This is a genomic window from Pseudomonas sp. 05N36, from assembly GCF_056397385.1.
Genome location: NZ_JBFTNH010000021.1, coordinates 35073 through 53393, shown reverse-complemented (window position 1 = coordinate 53393; position 18321 = coordinate 35073). Strand labels below are relative to the sequence as shown.

Sequence of the window (18321 nt, the reverse complement as noted above, 5' to 3'; positions counted from 1 at the left end):
ACAAAGTGGCATATCCGCCTAAATATCGGCGCTTTCACCTTGTTTCGGACAAAGCACCCGACGATAGAGCGTCGCTTGCAACTCTTCGAATTTCACCGGTTTACTGAGGTAATCGGTCAATCCGCGCTCAAGATCCAGCCCCTGTACCGAGACCACCGCCGCCAGCACCGGCAACTCGGCATAACCGGGCAATGCGCGGATCAGGCTGTCGATCGACAGTCCGTCGAGCAGCGGCAACGGGCAGTCGATCAGCACCGCATCGAACGACTCGCGACGCAAAAACTCCAGCGCCGCCTCACCGCTGTCGGTGCTGCGAACCCGATAGCCGAGCTTGAGCAACATGCCACGCACCACCAACTGATTGATGTTGTTGTCGTCGACCAGCAACACCGTGCAATCCTGCGGTGCGCGCAAACGGACGCTAACGTGAACCTGGCGCGATTGGGCGACGACCGGTTGCACGACATTCACCACATCGAACTCGACATCAAGCTGGAAGCGGCTACCGCGTCCGGGCTCGGAGCGATGGGTCAAACGCCCGCCAAGCAGCTCGACCAATTGCCGACATATCGCCAGGCCGACACCCAACCCACCGTATTCGCGCGTCATCGAGCCGTCGAGCTGGAAGAACCGCTGATACAGCGTGGCTTCACCCAGATCGGTGAAACCGATGCCGGTGTCGATCACGGCGAAAGACAGCGCCAGACGCCCCTCTTCGGCAAACTTGCCGCTGACCCGCAGGGCCAGTCCACCCACCCGGGTGAACTTGATCGCGTTATCCAGCAAGCACCCCAGACTTTGCGCCAGCTTGGCGCTGTCACCGTGCAGACGGTCGGGTAGCCCCGGGGTCAGATCGACCTTGAAGTCCAAGGCTTTGCTCGCGGCATTGGCGGCGAACTGCTGCTGCAAGGTCTCGACCATCGCGCGCAAGCTGAACGCTTCGGGGTACACCTTGAGTCGGCCAGCCTGCAATTCAGTCAGGGTCAGAATGCCGTTGACCATGCGCATCATGTCCCGCGCCGAACCGGCAGCCGTTTGTTGATACTGCTCGAGCTCCGGGTCGAGGTCGACGGTCTGCATCAACTCCAGTGAACCGATCACGCCGTTCATCGGGGTGCGCAGTTCGTGGGTCAGCGTCGCGAGAAATTCATCCTTGAGCTGGTTACTGCGAGCCAGTTGCTGGTTCAACACTTCGAGCTTCTGCCCGGCGTCAAACAGCGTCTGCGCCTGCTGCTCGCGCATGGCATTGATCCGGTCGGCCAGGGCCAGCGACAGCAGCGCAACTTCAATTGCCGAGCCGATCTGACTGGCGTACATGGTCAGGAACACGTTGGGCAGATAGCCGAGCACCATCAATGTATTGACGACACCGCCAAGCAGAAACGCCGACCAGGCAATGATGAAGTAGCGCGCCACCCGCAGGCCGCGCCACCAGGCGAAAATCCCGGCGAAGAAAATCACCACGGTGAAGATCAACGCCAACGCCGTCGCCAGGCGCAGGGCCAGGGCGTAGCTGGTCATCAACGACAGCCCGACCACCACTGCACTGCACGCGATCAACACCAACAGCAGGCGATCGAGCCAGCGACTGCAACTGGCCGTTTGCAGGAAGCTGCGGGCGAACTGGCTGCCGAACAGGGCGGCGCTGCCAATGAAAAACGGTGTCGAGGCGTTGGCCCACCACGGGTTGTTCGGCCAGAAATACTCGACTGCCGCGCCATTGACCGACAGCTGATAGAGACCGAACGAGGCGATATAGAAGATGTAGTAGAGGTAGCTGGTGTCACGCACGCTCAAAAAGATGAACAGGTTGTAGACCAGCATCCCGAGCAGTACGCCGTAAATCAGACCAAGTACATACAGGCGCAAGGGCTGGTCTTCCAGATAGGCGGTGCTCGACCAAAGGGTCAGTGGCGCCTGTATCGAACCCTCGCTTTGCAGGCGCAAGTACAGCGTTTCGCGCTGATCGGGGACGAAGTCCAGTTTGAACAGGTAGTTGTTTTGTCGAACCTGGCGACTGGCGAACGGCAAGGTATCGCCAGTACGACTGACCAATCGATATTCACCGGTGCTGTCCGGCAGATAGAGGTCGATATGGTCCATCGGCGGATAAGCCAGTTCCAGCAACCATCGGCGTTGAGCGTCGGGGTTGATCGGGCGGTAGTGCAGATCGACTTTGAGCCAGAACGCCGAATGCGAATAACCGGCATTCAACGTGTCTTTGTCGTGGGTCTTGAAGTTRCCGGCCGCCGCTTGCGCGCGTACATCGGCGATGGATGCAGTGCCGGCGACATCTTCGTACACCTGCATGACTCGTCCCAAGGGGAGGCTTTGGGTGAGCTCATCAAAATCGGCTGCGGCCGCCAACATCGGCAAGCTCAACAGCAACAACAGCAAATAGCGCATAAAGCCCCAGCGTGGCCAGTCCGGTTGTGTCAGGAAGCCCCCCATTCCCTTTGAGTAGACGTAAAACCGGCATTACCTGTTATTGGTTTGGATCCACTCTAGCATAGCCATTGATGGCAATTGAACACCATTGGAAAATTTAGTCTAAAGGCTCTAGAACGGGCCTTTCAGAACATCTAACAGAACCTGGATTATCGAGTCGGTCAGATTATGACAATACCCCACTCCTCGTAGCAGCTGCCGAAGGCTGCTGCTACAAAGACCGAGTCATGGGTTATCGGTCGGCACACCGAAAAAAGATGTTTGGTGGTAAGCTCGCGCACCATGAATATCTACAGCTCTCGCCCCGTTGTCCTCTGTCTCTCCGGCCACGACCCAAGTGGTGGCGCCGGCTTGCAGGCAGATATCGAAGCCCTGCTCGCTCAGGGTTGTCATGCTGCCCCGGCAGTTACCGCGCTGACTGTGCAAGACACGGTCAACGTCAGCGATTTCCGCGTTCTCGACCGTGAGTGGGTGCTGGCACAAGCCAACGCCGTGCTCAACGACTCGACGGTCGCGGCGGTCAAGCTGGGTATGCTCGGCTCACTGGAAATGGTCGACACCGTGGTCGAACTGCTTCAGGCGCATCCGCATTTGCCGGTGGTCTGTGACCCGGTGCTGCGCGCCGGCGGTGGCGGACGACTGGGCAAGGACGAAGTCGGCTACGCCATGCGCGAGCGCCTGCTGCCACTGGCGATCATCGCCACCCCTAACCTCCCGGAAGCACGCATCCTTGCCGAATTGCCCGAAGGCACGGCCGATGAATGCGCAGAAAAACTCCTGCCTTACGTCAAGCACCTGCTGATCACCGGCGGTCATGGCGACGAACACGAAGTGCATAATCGCCTGTACAGCCGCGACGGCAGCCGCCACACCTACACCTGCCAGCGTCTGCCCGGCAGCTATCATGGTTCGGGCTGCACCTTGGCCAGCGCTCTGGCCGGACGCCTGGCCCAGGGCGAACACCTGGCCAGCGCGGTACAGTCGGCACTCAATTACACGTGGCGCACCCTGCGAGACGCCGAACAGCTGGGCAAAGGCCAGTTCGTGCCACGCCGTCTGCCACTGGACTTTTGTTCGTAACGCCATGAGGCCTGCACGATGAAACTACGTGGCCTGTACGCCATTACCGACAGCCAACTGCTGGCCGGCAAGTTCCTGCCTTACGTGGAGGCTGCGCTGGACGGCGGCGTCACCTTGCTGCAGTACCGCGACAAAAGCAGCGACGAGGCCCGCCGACTGCGTGAGGCCGAGGCCCTGCATGACCTGTGCGGACGCTACAAGACCCAGCTGATCATCAATGACGACGCCGAACTGGCCGCGCGCCTGGGCGTCGGTGTACACCTGGGACAGACCGACGGGCCACTCACCCCGGCCCGCTCGCTGCTGGGTCGACAGGCAATCATCGGTTCGACCTGCCACGCGCAACTCGAACTCGCCGAACAAGCGGCAAAGGAAGGCGCCAGTTACGTCGCCTTCGGCCGCTTCTTCAATTCCAACACCAAGCCCGGCGCGCCGACCTGCAGTCTCGAACTGCTCGATCAGGCCCGCAGCACACTGCACCTGCCGATCTGCGCGATCGGCGGCATCACCCTCGACAACGCCGCCCCGCTGGTGGCCCACGGGGTTGATCTGCTGGCCGTGGTGCATGGACTGTTTGGCGCCGAGAACACTCAAGAAGTGACGCGCCGTGCTCGCGCCTTCAACGACTTGTTCAAAGCTTAAGTATTCAATTACCGATTTTTGAGAACCCAATCATGTCTCGTTCCGAAACCCTGTTTGCCAACGCCCAGAAACACATTCCCGGCGGCGTGAACTCGCCTGTTCGTGCCTTCAAGAGCGTCGGCGGCACGCCGCTGTTCTTCAAGCACGCCGAAGGCGCCTACGTGACGGACGAAGACGACAAGCGTTATGTCGATTACGTCGGCTCCTGGGGCCCGATGATTCTCGGCCACAGCCACCCGGACGTGCTCGACGCAGTGCGCAAGCAGCTTGAGCACGGTCTGTCCTACGGCGCCCCGACCGCGATGGAAACCGAGATGGCCGACCTGGTCTGCTCGATCGTGCCGTCGATGGAAATGGTGCGCATGGTCAGCTCCGGCACCGAAGCGACCATGAGCGCGATTCGCCTGGCCCGTGGTTTCACCGGCCGCGACAGCATCATCAAGTTCGAAGGTTGCTACCACGGTCACTCCGACAGCCTGCTGGTGAAAGCCGGTTCCGGCCTGCTGACCCAAGGCGTGCCAAGCTCTGCCGGGGTGCCTGCCGCCTTCGCCAAACACACCCTGACGCTGCCATTCAACGACATCGACGCCGTTGAAAAAATGCTCGCCGAGGTTGGCCAGGACGTGGCGTGCATCATCGTCGAGCCTGTGGCGGGCAACATGAACTGCGTGCCGCCAGCCCCAGGTTTCCTCGAAGGCCTGCGCAGCCTGTGTGACAAACACGGCGTGGTGTTGATTTTCGACGAAGTGATGACCGGTTTCCGCGTCGCCCTCGGTGGTGCCCAGGCACACTACGGCGTAACCCCGGACCTGAGCACCTTCGGCAAGATCATCGGTGGCGGCATGCCGGTCGGCTGCTTCGGCGGCAAACGCGAAATCATGTCGCACATCGCACCGCTGGGCCCGGTTTACCAGGCGGGCACTCTGTCGGGTAACCCGCTGGCCATGGCCGCCGGCCTGACCACCCTGCGCCTGATCAGCCGCCCAGGCTTCCACGCCGAACTCAGCGAGTACACCAGCCGCCTGCTCGATGGCCTGCAACAGCGCGCCGACGCCGCTGGCATCCCGTTCGTGACCACCCAGGCCGGCGGCATGTTTGGCCTGTACTTCAGCGGCGCCGACGACATCGTGACCTTCGATGACGTGATGGCCAGCGATGCCAACCTGTTCAAACGCTTCTTCCACCTGATGCTCGAAGGTGGCGTATACCTGGCACCAAGCGCCTTCGAAGCCGGTTTCACCTCGATCGCTCATGGCGAAGCCGAGCTGAAACTGACGCTGGACGCCGCTGAACGTGCATTCGCTGCATTGAAGTAAGCGATAGACGCTGACGTCGACGATTGTCGGCGTCAGCTTTATCCCACACCCCTACCTTATTTCTTACGCAACACGCCTAAATCCCCCAAAAGCGGCAGATATAATCCCCGCGCGGCAGAAAAACGAGTAAAGACTTTGTAAGGTAGGTCCTGCTTATTTCATAATGCGCGCTTATTGGATCCCTCGACGGGTCCGCGCGCCCTTCAGAGGTAAGTCGATTCCCATGAACCGCACCGGCCGCGCCCTTGCACTGGGCTGCCTGTTGCTCCTTCAGCCCCTGCTCGCGCACGCACAAGCAGGCGGCAACTCGTTGTTGATCCCAGCGATGGGTCGTTGCACCCTCAATACCCAGCCTGAAGACCTGAAGGAGGCGCTCGCCGCCTGCCAGAAAGCGTCAGATGCCGGGGATGCGGAAGCGCAATACGAGTTGGGCGAGTTCTACTACGAAGGCAAACGCGTACCGCGCGACCTCAATCAAGCCCTGAGCTACTTCGAAAAAGCTTCGCTGCAAGGCCACGCTCAGGCGCAATTCAAACTCGGCATCATGTTCTTCCATGGCGAAGGCGTGCCGGCCAATAACGTTCAGGCGTATATCGTGCTGAAAATGGCCGCAGTCAACGGCGCGGAAGATGCGCTGGACACCGCCGACGAAGTCGCCGAGCACATGCAACGCGATGAACTGGAAGTCGCCACCCAGGTGCTGGGGCAAATTTTCCGTAAATACCTGATGGAACTGCAAAGCGCAGACGGGCGTACGCCGTTCTCGCCATTACCCTGAATCCAGCGCGGACCTGACTGGCCCCATCGCGAGCAGGCTCGCTCCCACATTTGATTTGTGCATCAACACAATCCACGGTGGGAGCGAGCCTGCTCGCGATGGGGGCGACTCGATTCTGAGGCTTACTTCTCAGGCATCGGCATCGGAAACGGCATGACATTGCCGACCGCGCCACGGGCTTCGCTGATTTTCGGGGTGCCCATGCGCTCGACTTCGTCGATGCGCACAATCGAATGCATCGGCACAAAACTGCGCACCACGCCTTCGAACTGAGCCTTGAGCTTCTCTTCGCTCGGATCGACGACCACTTGCGTGCGCTCGCCAAAGACGAACTCTTCCACTTCCAGAAAGCCCCACAGATCACTTTGATAGATCTGCTTGGCGTACATTTCGAACACCTGGCCCTGGTTGAGGAAAATCACCTTGTAGATTGGAGCTTCACGTTTGGTCATGGTGGGCGAGTAACACATCGAGGGATAAAAATGAGGGCGCGAACTATAGCATAGCCGCTGGACGCACGACGGTAGGAACCTGGGGACTTGTTCCCTATAATGCGCGGTTCTTTGAATCACGTGATGACTCCGTCCATGGCCAAGAAGCTTTATATCGAAACCCACGGTTGCCAGATGAACGAGTACGACAGCTCGCGCATGGTTGATCTGCTGGGCGAACATCAGGCCCTGGAAGTGACGGCGCGCGCCGAAGATGCGGATGTCATCCTGCTCAACACCTGCTCGATTCGCGAACGCGCCCAGGACCGGGTGTATTCCCAGCTCGGCCGCTGGCGCGAACTGAAGCTCGCCAACCCGGAAATGGTCATCGCCGTCGGCGGTTGCGTGGCCAGCCAGGAAGGCGCGGCAATCCGCGACCGCGCGCCCTATGTCGACGTGGTCTTCGGCCCGCAGACCCTGCACCGCCTGCCGGAAATGATCGACGCCGCGCGCCTGACCAAACTGCCGCAAGTCGACGTCTCGTTCCCGGAAATCGAAAAATTCGACCACCTGCCGGAACCGCGCATCGATGGCCCAAGCGCCTATGTGTCGGTGATGGAAGGTTGCAGCAAGTACTGCACTTTCTGCGTAGTGCCCTATACCCGCGGTGAAGAAGTCAGCCGACCGTTCGACGACGTGATCGCCGAGATCATTCACCTGGCCGAGAACGGCGTGCGTGAAGTCACCCTGCTGGGGCAGAACGTCAACGGCTATCGCGGCCTGACTCACGATGGACGCCTGGCCGATCTGGCCGAGCTGATCCGTGTGGTGGCGGCTGTCGATGGCATCGACCGCATCCGCTACACCACGTCGCACCCGCTGGAGTTCTCCGACAGCCTGATCCAAGCCCACGCCGATGTACCGGAACTGGTCAAACACCTGCATTTGCCGGTGCAGTCGGGTTCGGACCGGATTCTGGCGGCGATGAAGCGCAACCACACCGCACTCGAGTACAAGTCGAAACTGCGCAAGCTGCGCGCCGCCGTGCCGGGCATTTGCATCAGTTCGGACTTTATCGTCGGTTTCCCCGGCGAGACCGAAAAAGACTTCGAACAGACCATGAAGCTGATTGAAGACGTCGGTTTCGACTTCTCCTACTCGTTCGTCTACAGCCAGCGCCCGGGCACCCCGGCCGCCGACCTGGCCGACGAAACCCCGGAAGAGCTGAAAAAAGAGCGCCTGAACGCCTTGCAACATCGCCTGAACCAGCAAGGCTTCGAGATCAGCCGACAAATGGTCGGTTCGACCCAGCGGATCCTGGTGACCGATTACTCGAAAAAAGACCCGGGTGAACTGCAAGGCCGGACCGAGAATAATCGAATCGTAAACTTCCGCTGCGACAATCCGACCTTGATCGGCCAGTTCGCCGACGTGCACATCGACGCCGCACAGCCGCACTCACTGCGTGGCTCGTTGATTCAACAGGGCTAACGCGGACTCTTGTGGCGAGGGAGCTTGCTCCCGCTCGGTTGCGAAGCCGCCGCAAACCGGTCGCTTCGGTATCCCCCGAAAAACCGCAGAGGCTGGGGTGGGAGCGCTTCGCACTCCAGCGGGAGCAAGCTCCCTCGCCACAGGTATGGAATGGGTGTTTGATGTTGGCCTGTTTAAGAGCTTTCGCACCCAGGCCTCTGGCGTTATCCTTGATTCATCTCCATTGCCCCAGGGCGGCTAAAAACAACCTTGAACGCACCCATAGAACCACATCGCTTCATCCTCGAGCCCTTTGAGGCTCATCGCTTCGCCAATCTGTGCGGGCAATTCGACGAGCATTTGCGCTTGATCGAACAGCGCCTGGCGATCGTGATCCGCAATCGCGGCAATCAGTTCGAATTGATCGGCGAGCCCAAGCACACCATCTCCGCGGAAAACCTGCTGCGCCGCCTCTACCGTGAAACCAAGAGTAGCGAGCTGTCGCCAGACATGGTCCACCTGTTCCTGCAGGAATCGGCCGTGGAAGAAATGGACAACCATTCGCCCGCCGAACCCTCAGTCGCCCTGCGCACCAAAAAAGGCATGATTCGCCCTCGCGGCTTGAATCAGCTGCGCTACGTGAAGGAAATCCTGGGCAACGATATCAACTTCGGCATCGGCCCGGCCGGTACCGGCAAGACCTATCTGGCCGTTGCCTGCGCAGTCGATGCGCTGGAGCGCGAGCAGATCCGCCGCATCCTGCTGGTACGTCCAGCGGTCGAGGCCGGCGAGAAACTCGGCTTCCTGCCCGGCGACCTGGCACAAAAAATCGACCCGTACCTGCGCCCGCTGTATGACGCGCTGTACGAAATGCTCGGCTTTGAACACGTCGCCAAGCTGATCGAACGCCAGGTGATCGAAGTCGCGCCGCTGGCTTACATGCGAGGCCGCACGCTGAACAACAGCTTTATCATCCTCGACGAAAGCCAGAACACCACCGTCGAACAGATGAAGATGTTCCTGACACGAATCGGTTTTGGCTCGACCGCGGTCATCACCGGCGACATCACCCAGATCGACCTGCCAAAGGGCACCAAGTCCGGGCTGATTCATGTGATCGACGTGCTCAAGGAAGTACCGGGCATCAGCTTTACCCACTTCAAACCCAAAGACGTCGTGCGCCACCCGTTGGTGCAGCGCATTGTCGAAGCCTATGAGCGCTTCGAAAATCGCCTGATTGACGAACCTGCAACGCTTTCCGCCGAAAAGGGCAATCGCCACGATGCTTGAGCTTGATCTGCAACTGGCGACCGAAGCGCCCGCCCCCAGCGAAGCCGAGTTCCGCCAATGGTGCGAACTGGCCCTGCGTCAGCGCACCGCCGACTCCGAATTGACCATTCGCCTGGTCGACGAGGAAGAAGGCCGCGAGCTGAACTACACCTGGCGTCAAAAGGATTACGCAACCAATGTGTTGTCGTTCCCTGCCGATGTGCCCGACGAATTGCTGGACATCCCGTTGCTGGGCGATCTGGTGATCTGCGTGGCCGTGGTCGAGCGCGAGGCTGCCGAGCAAGGCAAGGAATTGAAGGCCCACTGGGCGCATCTGGTCATTCACGGCTGCTTGCATCTGCTTGGTTACGACCATATAGATGATGACGAAGCCGAAGAAATGGAAGCACTGGAACGAACGTTGCTTGCACAATTGGGTCATCCTGACCCGTATGCGGACGACGAAACCGAAACATCCCCTATCGTTACAACAAAGGATTCAGAGTAATCGCTATGAGCGAAGATCGATCGAGCAACGGGCAAAAGTCCTGGCTGGGTAAACTCACCCAGGCTTTTGCCCATGAGCCGAAAAACCGTCAGGAGCTGCTGGAGCTTCTGCGTGATGCCCATCAGAACAAGTTGCTGGACAGCGAAGCGCTGGCCATCGTCGAGGGCGCCATCCAGGTCGCTGACCTGCAAGTACGCGACATCATGGTCCCGCGCTCGCAGATGGTCAGCATCAAGGCGACTCAGACACCCCGTGAATTCCTCCCGGCCGTGGTTGAGTCCGCGCATTCGCGTTACCCGGTAATCGGCGAGAGCCACGACGACGTCATGGGCGTGTTGCTGGCCAAGGATCTGCTGCCGCTGATCCTCAAGGAGAACGGCGACAGCTTCAACATCAAGGATCTGCTGCGTCCGGCCACGTTCGTGCCCGAGTCCAAGCGTCTGAACGTGTTGCTGCGCGAGTTCCGCGCCAACCATAACCACATGGCCATCGTCATCGACGAATACGGCGGCGTGGCGGGTCTGGTAACCATCGAAGACGTGCTCGAGCAAATCGTCGGCGACATCGAAGACGAGCACGACGTTGAAGAAGACAGCTACATCAAGCCACTGCCAAGCGGCGACTTCCTGATCAAGGCCCTGACGCCGATCGAGAACTTCAACGAGTTCTTCGACAGCGAATTCTCCGACGACGAATTCGACACCGTTGGCGGCCTGGTGATGAGCGCGTTCGGGCACTTGCCAAAACGCAACGAAATCACTGAAATCGGCGCCTATCGCTTCCGCATCCTGAACGCCGACAGCCGTCGCATTCACTTGCTGCGCTTGACCCCTATAGCCCGTTAAGGACTGACATGCGTTGGATCACCCGCCCCGGCTGGCCCGGTAACCTGCTGGCCGTGGCGGCCGGTGCACTCACCACCCTGGCCTTGGCGCCGTTCGATATCTGGCCGCTGGCGTTGCTGGCGGTCGGCTTTTTCTATGCAGGCCTTCGTGAACTGACACCTCGTCAGGCGCTGGGTCGTGGCTGGTGCTTTGGTTTCGGCCTGTTTGGCGCCGGCACCAGCTGGATCTACTACAGCATTCACAACTTCGGCGGCGCTTCGATGCTGCTGGCCGGGTTGCTGATGCTGGCGTTCACCGCCGCGATTGCCTGGTTCTTCGCCCTGCCCGCCTGGCTCTGGGCGCGCTGGTTGCGCCGTAACGAAGCGCCATTGGCCGACGCCTTGGCATTCGCGGCGCTGTGGGTGGGCCAGGAAGCGTTTCGTGGCTGGTTCCTCACCGGTTTTCCATGGCTCTATTCCGGTTACAGCCAACTCGACGGCCCGCTTGCCGGATTGGCGCCATTGGGCGGCATGTGGCTGATTTCCTTCAGCCTGGCCCTGACCGCAGCGCTTGTGTACAACCTGCCACGCCTGATCAAGGCCGGACGCAAAGGTTTTGTTGTCGCTGGCCTGCTATTGCTGGCCGCGCCGTGGCTCATCGGCCTGTCACTCAAAGGCCACGCCTGGACCAGCCCTTCGGGCAATCCGCTGAGTGTCGCGGCGATTCAGGGCAACATCGAACAAAGCATGAAGTGGGACCCGGCGCAGCTCAACGCGCAACTGGCGCTGTACCGCGACATGAGCTTCAGCTCCAAACGTGTCGACCTGCTGATCTGGCCGGAAACCGCGGTCCCGGTGCTCAAGGAGTCTGCCGAGGGCTACCTGAACATGATGGGCAGCTTCGCCGCCGAACGTAATTCGGCACTGATTACCGGCGTGCCGATCCGCGAGGAAGTGCACCACGAGAAACGCTTCTACAATGGCATCACCGTGGTCGGCCAGGGCGAGGGCACTTACCTCAAGCAGAAACTGGTGCCGTTTGGCGAATACGTACCGCTGCAAGAGCTGCTGCGTGGCCTGATTGCGTTCTTCGATCTGCCGATGTCGGATTTCGCCCGCGGCCCGGCCGATCAGCCGTTGTTGCAAGCCAAGGGTTATCAGATTGCACCGTTCATCTGCTACGAAGTGGTCTACCCGGAATTTGCCGCCAGCCTTTCGGCGCGCAGCGATTTGCTGCTGACCATCAGCAACGACACCTGGTTCGGCACCTCCATCGGCCCGCTGCAACACCTGCAGATGGCGCAGATGCGGGCGCTTGAGGCTGGCCGCTGGATGATTCGCGCCACCAACAACGGTGTCACCGGGTTGATCGACCCCTTCGGCAAGATCACTGCGCAGATCCCGCAATTCGAACGCGGCATTCTCTACGGTGACGTGGTGCCGATGCACAACCTGACGCCTTACCTGCAATGGCGCTCGTGGCCACTGCTCATCCTTTGCGCACTGCTGTTTGGCTGGGCACTGTTGGCCAGCCGGATCGCCAAGACGGTTTAAGCGCTTGTGGCGAGGGAGCAAGCTCCCTCGCCACAGAGGTGGGAACGATCAATTCAGCGGTAAAAAATCGAATACCCGATCTGCCCCACCGCCTCATTCAACAACTGACCGGATCGCCAGATCGACTTGAACGTCGGCATCCAGCCACCCAGCGGTTCGCCATTATCGGTGCCTAAAAAGCCCACCGGAGCCGGCACCACGGTAAAACCCGCCTGCTCGAAACTCCAGACGCTGCGCGGCATATGCCAGGCTTGCGTCACCACCACGACCCGCTTCAACCCCAAAGGCTCCAGCAGTTCGGCAGTGAATTGAGCGTTTTCCCAGGTGGTGCGGCTGCGCCCTTCCTGCCAACGAACCGTGACCCCGAAATCATCCTGTAGCGAATCGGCCATCAACTTCGCTTCAGTCGGCGGCGTGCCGTAATGCAAACCACCGCTGGTCAACACCGGCAAACCCGACGCCTTGGCCAGCCGCGCCGCATAACGCTCACGCTCCAGCGCCACACCGGTCGGCTGATCGGCCCCCCAGGCAAGGTCCCCGCGTTCGCGCCCCGCCCCCAGCACCACAATCACATCCGCGCGCTCGGCCAGAGTCGTCCATTCGCTGCGGGCCAGCGGGGCTTCACGCTCAAGGGCTTTGGCACTCCACTGCACAACGACCGGCAAGCTCATCAACCAGAACCCTCCGGCCCCCAAGGCAAAACACAGCCCCGCAAGGCGTGGTCTTGAGCGGCGCAACCACCAGGCAAGCGCCAGCAACAGCAAAAAAATACCGGGCGGCAGAAGCAGTTGTTTAACGAAATAACGAAAGGGCATCGGGCATCTCCAGAGATGCCCGAAGCCTAAGTGGGTTGAAGCAATGCGACAACTAAGATGGAAGGCCTTTTCATCAAAAAGCCATCATGGGCGACTTCATGCGCCCGCTTGGGGCAACACACACTTGCCTGATCACTTACTTGACCAGCAGGGACCGGACCTTTACCGCGTCTCTGCGAGAGAGCTTGTCTTGCAACCAGATTATTTTCGCCGAACGGGGAACGTCCTTAGGCTTCACTGTTTCTGATGACAAGCATCCTTGCGCCTCATGCTCACTACGGTCCAGATAAGCCATGATCAGTTCGAACTCTGCGCGGCTCAACCCGCGAAGTTCCAGCTCCACCGGACGCTCATCGCGTAACCGGCCAGCTGTCCTTGCGGCATCCAGGGCCAGCCCCAGGCGCTCTATCAGCTTTTCGTACAACTCCGGCTTAGTTACTTTTCGTTGTGACTCAACCATCCCTCACCTCATTGAAGATAAGACTCACTCCCCATCTAGAGCTTAGCTTCGCTTGGCAAACCGTTCAGGTGCCGCGACCAACGGCCCTACGCGTGTAATCAAGGTTTCCCTCGGTAGAGCGCGGTCATGTATGCTACGGCGCTTCCTGTAACTCCACTTCCAGCTCGGCTGGGCATCGAAAACGCCACTTTTGGCGTCATCAGCGTCCAGCGTTGCATTGAAGAGGATTAGGCCACCCCTATTCAGTTCAAAAGTAGCCATGCACGAACACTATCAGCCCCGCGAAATCGAAAATGCTGCCCAGTCGTTCTGGGACGAGCAAAAGTCCTTTGAAGTCAGTGAACAGCCAGGCAAGGAGACGTTCTACTGCCTGTCGATGTTCCCTTACCCCAGCGGCAAGCTACACATGGGGCACGTGCGCAACTACACCATTGGCGACGTGATCTCCCGCTATCAGCGCATGCAAGGCAAAAACGTCCTGCAACCCATGGGTTGGGACGCTTTCGGCATGCCGGCGGAAAACGCCGCGATGAAGAACAACGTAGCGCCCGCCAAGTGGACCTACGAAAACATCGCCTACATGAAATCCCAGCTGCGCAGCCTGGGCCTGGCGGTGGACTGGTCGCGCGAAGTCACCACCTGCAAGCCCGATTACTACCGTTGGGAACAATGGCTGTTCACTCGCCTGTTCGAAAAAGGCGTGATCTACCGTAAAAACGGCACCGTGAACTGGGACCCGATCGACCAGACCGTTCTGGCCAACGAACAGGTGATCGACGGTCGCGGCTGGCGCTCCGGCGCGCTGATCGAAAAACGCGAAATCCCGATGTACTACTTCAAGATCACCGCTTATGCGGATGAACTGCTGGAGGGTCTCGACGACCTGCCGGGCTGGCCTGAGCAAGTCAAAACCATGCAGCGCAACTGGATTGGCAAATCCCGCGGCATGGAAGTGCAGTTCCCGTACAACGTCGACTCGATCGGCGAAACGGGCGCACTGAAAGTCTTCACTACCCGTCCGGACACCCTGATGGGCGCTACCTACGTTGCCGTGGCAGCCGAGCACCACCTGGCGACCCTGGCCGCGCAGAACAACCCTGAGCTGCAAGCGTTCATCGCCGAATGCAAAGGCGGCAGCGTGGCCGAAGCCGACGTTGCCACCCAGGAGAAAAAAGGCCTGCCGACCGGCCTGTTCGTCGAGCACCCGCTGACCGGCGAAAAATTGCCGGTATGGGTCGCCAACTATGTGCTGATGCACTACGGCGACGGCGCGGTAATGGCGGTTCCGGCCCACGACGAGCGCGATTTCGAATTCGCCCACAAGTACAACCTGCCGGTTAAATCAGTCGTGCGCACCAGTTCCGGTGATAGCAACCCGACACCATGGCAAGACGCCTACGGCGAACACGGCACGCTGATCAACTCCGGCGAGTTCGACGGCCTGGACTTCGCGGGCGCGTTCGACGCTATCGAAGTGGCGCTGATCAAGAAAAGCCTCGGTGCCTCGCGCACCCAGTTCCGCCTGCGCGACTGGGGCATCAGCCGCCAGCGTTACTGGGGCTGCCCGATCCCGATCATCCACTGCAATACCTGCGGTGACGTGCCGGTGCCGGAAGACCAACTGCCTGTCGTGCTGCCGGAAGACGTCGTACCCGATGGCGCCGGTTCGCCATTGGCGCGCATGCCCGAGTTCTACGAATGCACGTGCCCGAAATGCGGTGCACCTGCCAAGCGTGAAACCGACACCATGGACACCTTCGTCGAGTCCTCGTGGTACTACGCCCGCTACGCCTCGCCGCACTATGAAGGTGGCCTGGTTGAAAAATCCGCGGCCGACCACTGGCTGCCGGTGGATCAATACATCGGCGGTATCGAACACGCGATCCTGCACCTGCTCTACGCGCGCTTCTTCCACAAGCTGATGCGTGACGAAGGCCTGGTGAGCTCCAACGAACCGTTCAAGAACCTGCTGACCCAGGGCATGGTGATCGCCGAGACGTACTATCGTCGCGAAGCCAACGGCGCTTATACCTGGTTCAACCCGGCGGACGTCGAGCTCGAGCGTGACAGCAAAGCCAAGGTCATCAGCGCCAGGTTGAAAGCTGACGGCTTGCCGGTGGAAATCGGCGGGACCGAGAAGATGGCCAAGTCGAAGAACAACGGCGTCGATCCACAGTCGATGATCGATCAGTTCGGCGCAGACACTTGCCGCCTGTTCATGATGTTCGCTTCGCCACCCGACATGAGCGCGGAATGGTCCGACTCCGGCGTAGAAGGTTCGCACCGCTTCCTCAAGCGCGTCTGGCGTCTCGCTCAAGCGCACGTCACCCAGGGCCTTCCGGGCAAACTGGACGTCGCCACCTTGAACGACGAGCAGAAAGCCATTCGCCGTTCGATCCACCAGGCGATCAAGCAGGCCAGCCACGACGTGGGCCAGAACCACAAATTCAACACCGCCATCGCCCAGGTGATGACGCTGATGAACGTGCTGGAAAAAGCCGCGCAAGGCACCGAACAGGACCGCGCGCTGATCCACGAAGGCCTGGAAACCGTGACCCTGCTCCTGGCCCCGATCACCCCGCACATCTGCCATGAGCTGTGGCATCGCCTGGGTCACGCCGATCCGGTGATCGATGCCGGCTGGCCGGTTCTGGACGACAGCGCGCTGGTTCAAGACAGCCTGCAGCTGGTGATTCAGGTCAACGGCAAGCTGCGCGGCCAGATCGAAATGCCGGCCAGTGCCAGCCGCGAAGAAGTCGAAGCCGCCGCACGGGCCAATGAAAATGTGCTGCGCTTTGTCGACGGCCTGACTATTCGTAAAGTGATCGTAGTGCCCGGAAAACTGGTCAATATCGTCGCTAGCTAATTGGATCAGGCGCAAGGTCCATACCTGGCGCCGAACAGAACCTTTCGGGTCGTACGCTCGGCCCACATGGTTTCAAGGGGAGCAACAAGATGATCAAACGCAATCTGCTGGTGATGGGGCTCGCTGTTTTGCTGAGCGCCTGCGGCTTCCAACTGCGCGGTACCGGCACCACCGAACTGGCGATCAAGGAACTCGACCTGAGCGCGCGCAACTCGTATGGCGAAACCGTGACGCTGATGCGTCAGGTGCTTGAAAGCAGCGGCGTCAAAGTCTATGCCGGCGCACCTTACAAGCTGGTATTGACCAACGAACAGGAAAGCCAGCGTAGCCTCAGCTACTCCGGCGGTGGCCATTCGGCCGAGTATGAGCTGACCAACGTGCTGAACTATCAAATCGTGGGCCACAACAAGCTGTCCCTGCTCGACGACAAACTGCAAGTGCAGAAGGTCTTCATGCACGACGGCAGCAACATCACTGGCTCCGACCAGGAAGCCAACGAAGTGCGCAAGGAAATGCGTCGCGACCTAGTGCAACGCATGATGCTGCGCCTGCAACAGCTGACCCCGGCTCAGCTTGATCAGTTGCAACAGACTGCCGATGACCGTGCCAAAGCGGAAGCCGACGCGCTGGAAGCAGCCCGTAAAGCTGAAGCGAACACTCCGCGTCAGTCACCTATGCAAGTACCGACCGAGTAAGTCGTACGGGGCGCTCCGGCGCCCCGTTCGCCCTGTCTTATGAAACTAGCCCCCGCCCAGCTCGGCAAACACCTGCAAGGCGCCCTCGCGCCCGTTTACATCATCAGTGGCGATGACCCACTGCTGTGCCAGGAAGCCGCCGACGCCATCCGTGTCGCGGCCCGCCAGCAAGGTTTTGACGAGCGCCAGGTATTCAGCGCAGACGCCAGTTTCGACTGGGGTACGCTCCTGCAAGCCGGCGCCAGCATGTCGTTGTTCGCCGAAAAGCGTCTGCTGGAGTTGCGCTTGCCGTCCGGCAAACCGGGCGACAAGGGTGCAGCAGCGCTGATGGAGTACTGCTCGCGTCCGGCCGAAGACACCTTGCTGCTCATCAGCCTGCCAAAGCTCGACGGCAGCGCGCAAAAAACCAAGTGGGGCAAGGCGCTGGTCGAAGGCCCGCAGACCCAGTTCGTGCAGATCTGGCCGGTGGATACCAACCAGTTGCCGCAGTGGATTCGTCAACGCCTGTCCCAGGCCGGGCTTGCCGCCAGCCAGGACGCTGTCGAACTGATCGCAGCAAGGGTGGAAGGCAACCTGCTGGCGGCGGCCCAGGAAATCGAAAAGCTCAAGTTGATGGCCGAAGGTGGCCAGATCACGGTCGAAACGGTGCAAGCCGCGGTGGCCGACAGCGCACGCTTCGACGTTTTCGGGCTGACCGATGCCATTCTTAACGGTGAAGCGGCGCATGCCTTACGCATGCTTGAAGGTTTGCGCGGCGAAGGTGTCGAACCGCCGGTGATTCTTTGGGCGCTGGCCCGAGAGCTTCGGCTATTGGCCAACCTGTCTCTGCAATACAGCCAGGGTGTGCCACTGGACAAGGCCTTCAGCCAGGCCCGACCGCCCGTCTGGGACAAACGCAAACCCCTGATGAGCAAGGCCCTGCAACGCCATTCGGCGCAGCGCTGGGCGCAACTGCTGCTCGATGCCCAGCGGATCGACGCACAAATCAAAGGCCAGGCTGCAGGTTCACCGTGGATGAGCCTGAGCCGCCTGTCGCTGTTGATGGCCGGCCAGCGCCTGGCACTGCCTGCCGAGTAAGTCTTTCGACCGCATAACGGCCATCGCGAGCCTGCTCGCGATGACGGCTGAAAGGTCCTACACATCGCAGGGACTGGACAGAACCCCGA

The 18321-nt window shown here is 60.2% G+C and carries 16 protein-coding genes; 12 read left to right on the top strand and 4 right to left on the bottom strand.

The window, feature by feature from the left end:
- Positions 1-18: 18 nt before the first annotated feature.
- Entirely contained in the window at positions 19-2406 is a 2388-nt protein-coding gene (locus AC1DIH_RS22850) for a 7TM diverse intracellular signaling domain-containing protein (RefSeq protein WP_477773382.1), read from the bottom strand.
- Between the two features lie 324 nt (positions 2407-2730).
- Between AC1DIH_RS22850 and AC1DIH_RS22845 the strand changes: the two genes are divergently transcribed.
- The 4 genes from AC1DIH_RS22845 to AC1DIH_RS22830 all read left to right on the top strand — a co-directional run bounded on the left by AC1DIH_RS22845 (position 2731) and on the right by AC1DIH_RS22830 (position 6264).
- Entirely contained in the window at positions 2731-3528 is a 798-nt protein-coding gene (locus AC1DIH_RS22845) for a hydroxymethylpyrimidine/phosphomethylpyrimidine kinase (protein ID WP_019691830.1), read from the top strand.
- Between the two features lie 18 nt (positions 3529-3546).
- Positions 3547-4170 (top strand): thiamine phosphate synthase, encoded by a 624-nt coding sequence (gene thiE, locus AC1DIH_RS22840; RefSeq protein WP_477773381.1) that lies wholly within the window; start codon positions 3547-3549, stop codon positions 4168-4170.
- Positions 4171-4202: 32 nt separating this feature from the next.
- Entirely contained in the window at positions 4203-5486 is a 1284-nt protein-coding gene (hemL, locus tag AC1DIH_RS22835; protein ID WP_477773380.1) for a glutamate-1-semialdehyde 2,1-aminomutase, read from the top strand.
- A 223-nt stretch (positions 5487-5709) separates the two neighbouring features.
- Complete coding sequence (locus AC1DIH_RS22830) at positions 5710-6264, top strand: tetratricopeptide repeat protein (RefSeq protein WP_019691827.1); 555 nt, start codon at positions 5710-5712, stop codon at positions 6262-6264.
- 122 nt (positions 6265-6386) lie between these two features.
- Here the strand turns inward: AC1DIH_RS22830 and AC1DIH_RS22825 are convergent, their stop codons facing one another.
- Positions 6387-6716, bottom strand: coding sequence for a DUF1820 family protein (locus tag AC1DIH_RS22825; RefSeq protein ID WP_008052403.1), 330 nt, complete (start codon positions 6714-6716; stop codon positions 6387-6389).
- 135 nt (positions 6717-6851) lie between these two features.
- Here AC1DIH_RS22825 and miaB point away from each other — a divergent pair, with 135 nt between their 5' ends.
- The 5 genes from miaB to lnt all read left to right on the top strand — a co-directional run bounded on the left by miaB (position 6852) and on the right by lnt (position 12319).
- Positions 6852-8186, top strand: coding sequence for a tRNA (N6-isopentenyl adenosine(37)-C2)-methylthiotransferase MiaB (gene miaB, locus AC1DIH_RS22820; RefSeq protein WP_054598186.1), 1335 nt, complete (start codon positions 6852-6854; stop codon positions 8184-8186).
- Between the two features lie 249 nt (positions 8187-8435).
- Positions 8436-9455: a PhoH family protein gene (locus AC1DIH_RS22815; RefSeq protein ID WP_054594194.1), complete on the top strand. Its 1020-nt coding sequence runs from the start codon at positions 8436-8438 to the stop codon at positions 9453-9455.
- Complete coding sequence (gene ybeY / locus AC1DIH_RS22810; RefSeq protein WP_477773379.1) at positions 9448-9942, top strand: rRNA maturation RNase YbeY; 495 nt, start codon at positions 9448-9450, stop codon at positions 9940-9942. The genes AC1DIH_RS22815 and ybeY overlap by 8 nt, the downstream gene beginning before the upstream one ends.
- 5 nt (positions 9943-9947) lie before the next feature.
- Complete coding sequence (locus tag AC1DIH_RS22805) at positions 9948-10787, top strand: HlyC/CorC family transporter (RefSeq protein WP_019691823.1); 840 nt, start codon at positions 9948-9950, stop codon at positions 10785-10787.
- An 8-nt stretch (positions 10788-10795) separates the two neighbouring features.
- Positions 10796-12319, top strand: coding sequence for an apolipoprotein N-acyltransferase (lnt, locus tag AC1DIH_RS22800; protein WP_477773378.1), 1524 nt, complete (start codon positions 10796-10798; stop codon positions 12317-12319).
- A gap of 53 nt (positions 12320-12372) precedes the next feature.
- Here the strand turns inward: lnt and AC1DIH_RS22795 are convergent, their stop codons facing one another.
- Together AC1DIH_RS22795 and AC1DIH_RS22790 are read right to left on the bottom strand one after the other, a co-directional pair.
- Complete coding sequence (locus AC1DIH_RS22795) at positions 12373-13134, bottom strand: YdcF family protein (protein ID WP_477773377.1); 762 nt, start codon at positions 13132-13134, stop codon at positions 12373-12375.
- Positions 13135-13270: 136 nt separating this feature from the next.
- Positions 13271-13594 (bottom strand): hypothetical protein, encoded by a 324-nt coding sequence (locus AC1DIH_RS22790; RefSeq protein ID WP_477773376.1) that lies wholly within the window; start codon positions 13592-13594, stop codon positions 13271-13273.
- A 259-nt stretch (positions 13595-13853) separates the two neighbouring features.
- Here AC1DIH_RS22790 and leuS point away from each other — a divergent pair, with 259 nt between their 5' ends.
- The 3 genes from leuS to holA all read left to right on the top strand — a co-directional run bounded on the left by leuS (position 13854) and on the right by holA (position 18232).
- Positions 13854-16460 (top strand): leucine--tRNA ligase, encoded by a 2607-nt coding sequence (gene leuS / locus AC1DIH_RS22785; RefSeq protein WP_477773375.1) that lies wholly within the window; start codon positions 13854-13856, stop codon positions 16458-16460.
- Positions 16461-16549: 89 nt separating this feature from the next.
- Positions 16550-17155 (top strand): LPS-assembly lipoprotein LptE, encoded by a 606-nt coding sequence (locus tag AC1DIH_RS22780; protein ID WP_477773374.1) that lies wholly within the window; start codon positions 16550-16552, stop codon positions 17153-17155.
- A gap of 39 nt (positions 17156-17194) precedes the next feature.
- A complete protein-coding gene (gene holA, locus AC1DIH_RS22775) occupies positions 17195-18232 on the top strand; it encodes a DNA polymerase III subunit delta (RefSeq protein ID WP_477773373.1) in 1038 nt (345 codons plus the stop codon).
- The last annotated feature ends 89 nt before the right edge of the window (positions 18233-18321 follow it).

Bases quoted from the DNA above. Each gene is read 5' to 3' on its own strand.
- miaB (WP_054598186.1), top strand. From the start codon at position 6,852: ATGGCCAAGAAGCTTTATATCGAAACCCACGGTTGCCAGATGAACGAG.
- AC1DIH_RS22780 (WP_477773374.1), top strand. From the start codon at position 16,550: ATGATCAAACGCAATCTGCTGGTGATGGGGCTCGCTGTTTTGCTGAGC.
- AC1DIH_RS22795 (WP_477773377.1), bottom strand. From the start codon at position 13,134: ATGCCCTTTCGTTATTTCGTTAAACAACTGCTTCTGCCGCCCGGTATT.
- AC1DIH_RS22825 (WP_008052403.1), bottom strand. From the start codon at position 6,716: ATGACCAAACGTGAAGCTCCAATCTACAAGGTGATTTTCCTCAACCAG.
- AC1DIH_RS22805 (WP_019691823.1), top strand. From the start codon at position 9,948: ATGAGCGAAGATCGATCGAGCAACGGGCAAAAGTCCTGGCTGGGTAAA.
- leuS (WP_477773375.1), top strand. From the start codon at position 13,854: ATGCACGAACACTATCAGCCCCGCGAAATCGAAAATGCTGCCCAGTCG.
- AC1DIH_RS22830 (WP_019691827.1), top strand. From the start codon at position 5,710: ATGAACCGCACCGGCCGCGCCCTTGCACTGGGCTGCCTGTTGCTCCTT.
- hemL (WP_477773380.1), top strand. From the start codon at position 4,203: ATGTCTCGTTCCGAAACCCTGTTTGCCAACGCCCAGAAACACATTCCC.
- AC1DIH_RS22845 (WP_019691830.1), top strand. From the start codon at position 2,731: ATGAATATCTACAGCTCTCGCCCCGTTGTCCTCTGTCTCTCCGGCCAC.
- lnt (WP_477773378.1), top strand. From the start codon at position 10,796: ATGCGTTGGATCACCCGCCCCGGCTGGCCCGGTAACCTGCTGGCCGTG.
- holA (WP_477773373.1), top strand. From the start codon at position 17,195: ATGAAACTAGCCCCCGCCCAGCTCGGCAAACACCTGCAAGGCGCCCTC.
- AC1DIH_RS22790 (WP_477773376.1), bottom strand. From the start codon at position 13,594: ATGGTTGAGTCACAACGAAAAGTAACTAAGCCGGAGTTGTACGAAAAG.
- thiE (WP_477773381.1), top strand. From the start codon at position 3,547: ATGAAACTACGTGGCCTGTACGCCATTACCGACAGCCAACTGCTGGCC.
- ybeY (WP_477773379.1), top strand. From the start codon at position 9,448: ATGCTTGAGCTTGATCTGCAACTGGCGACCGAAGCGCCCGCCCCCAGC.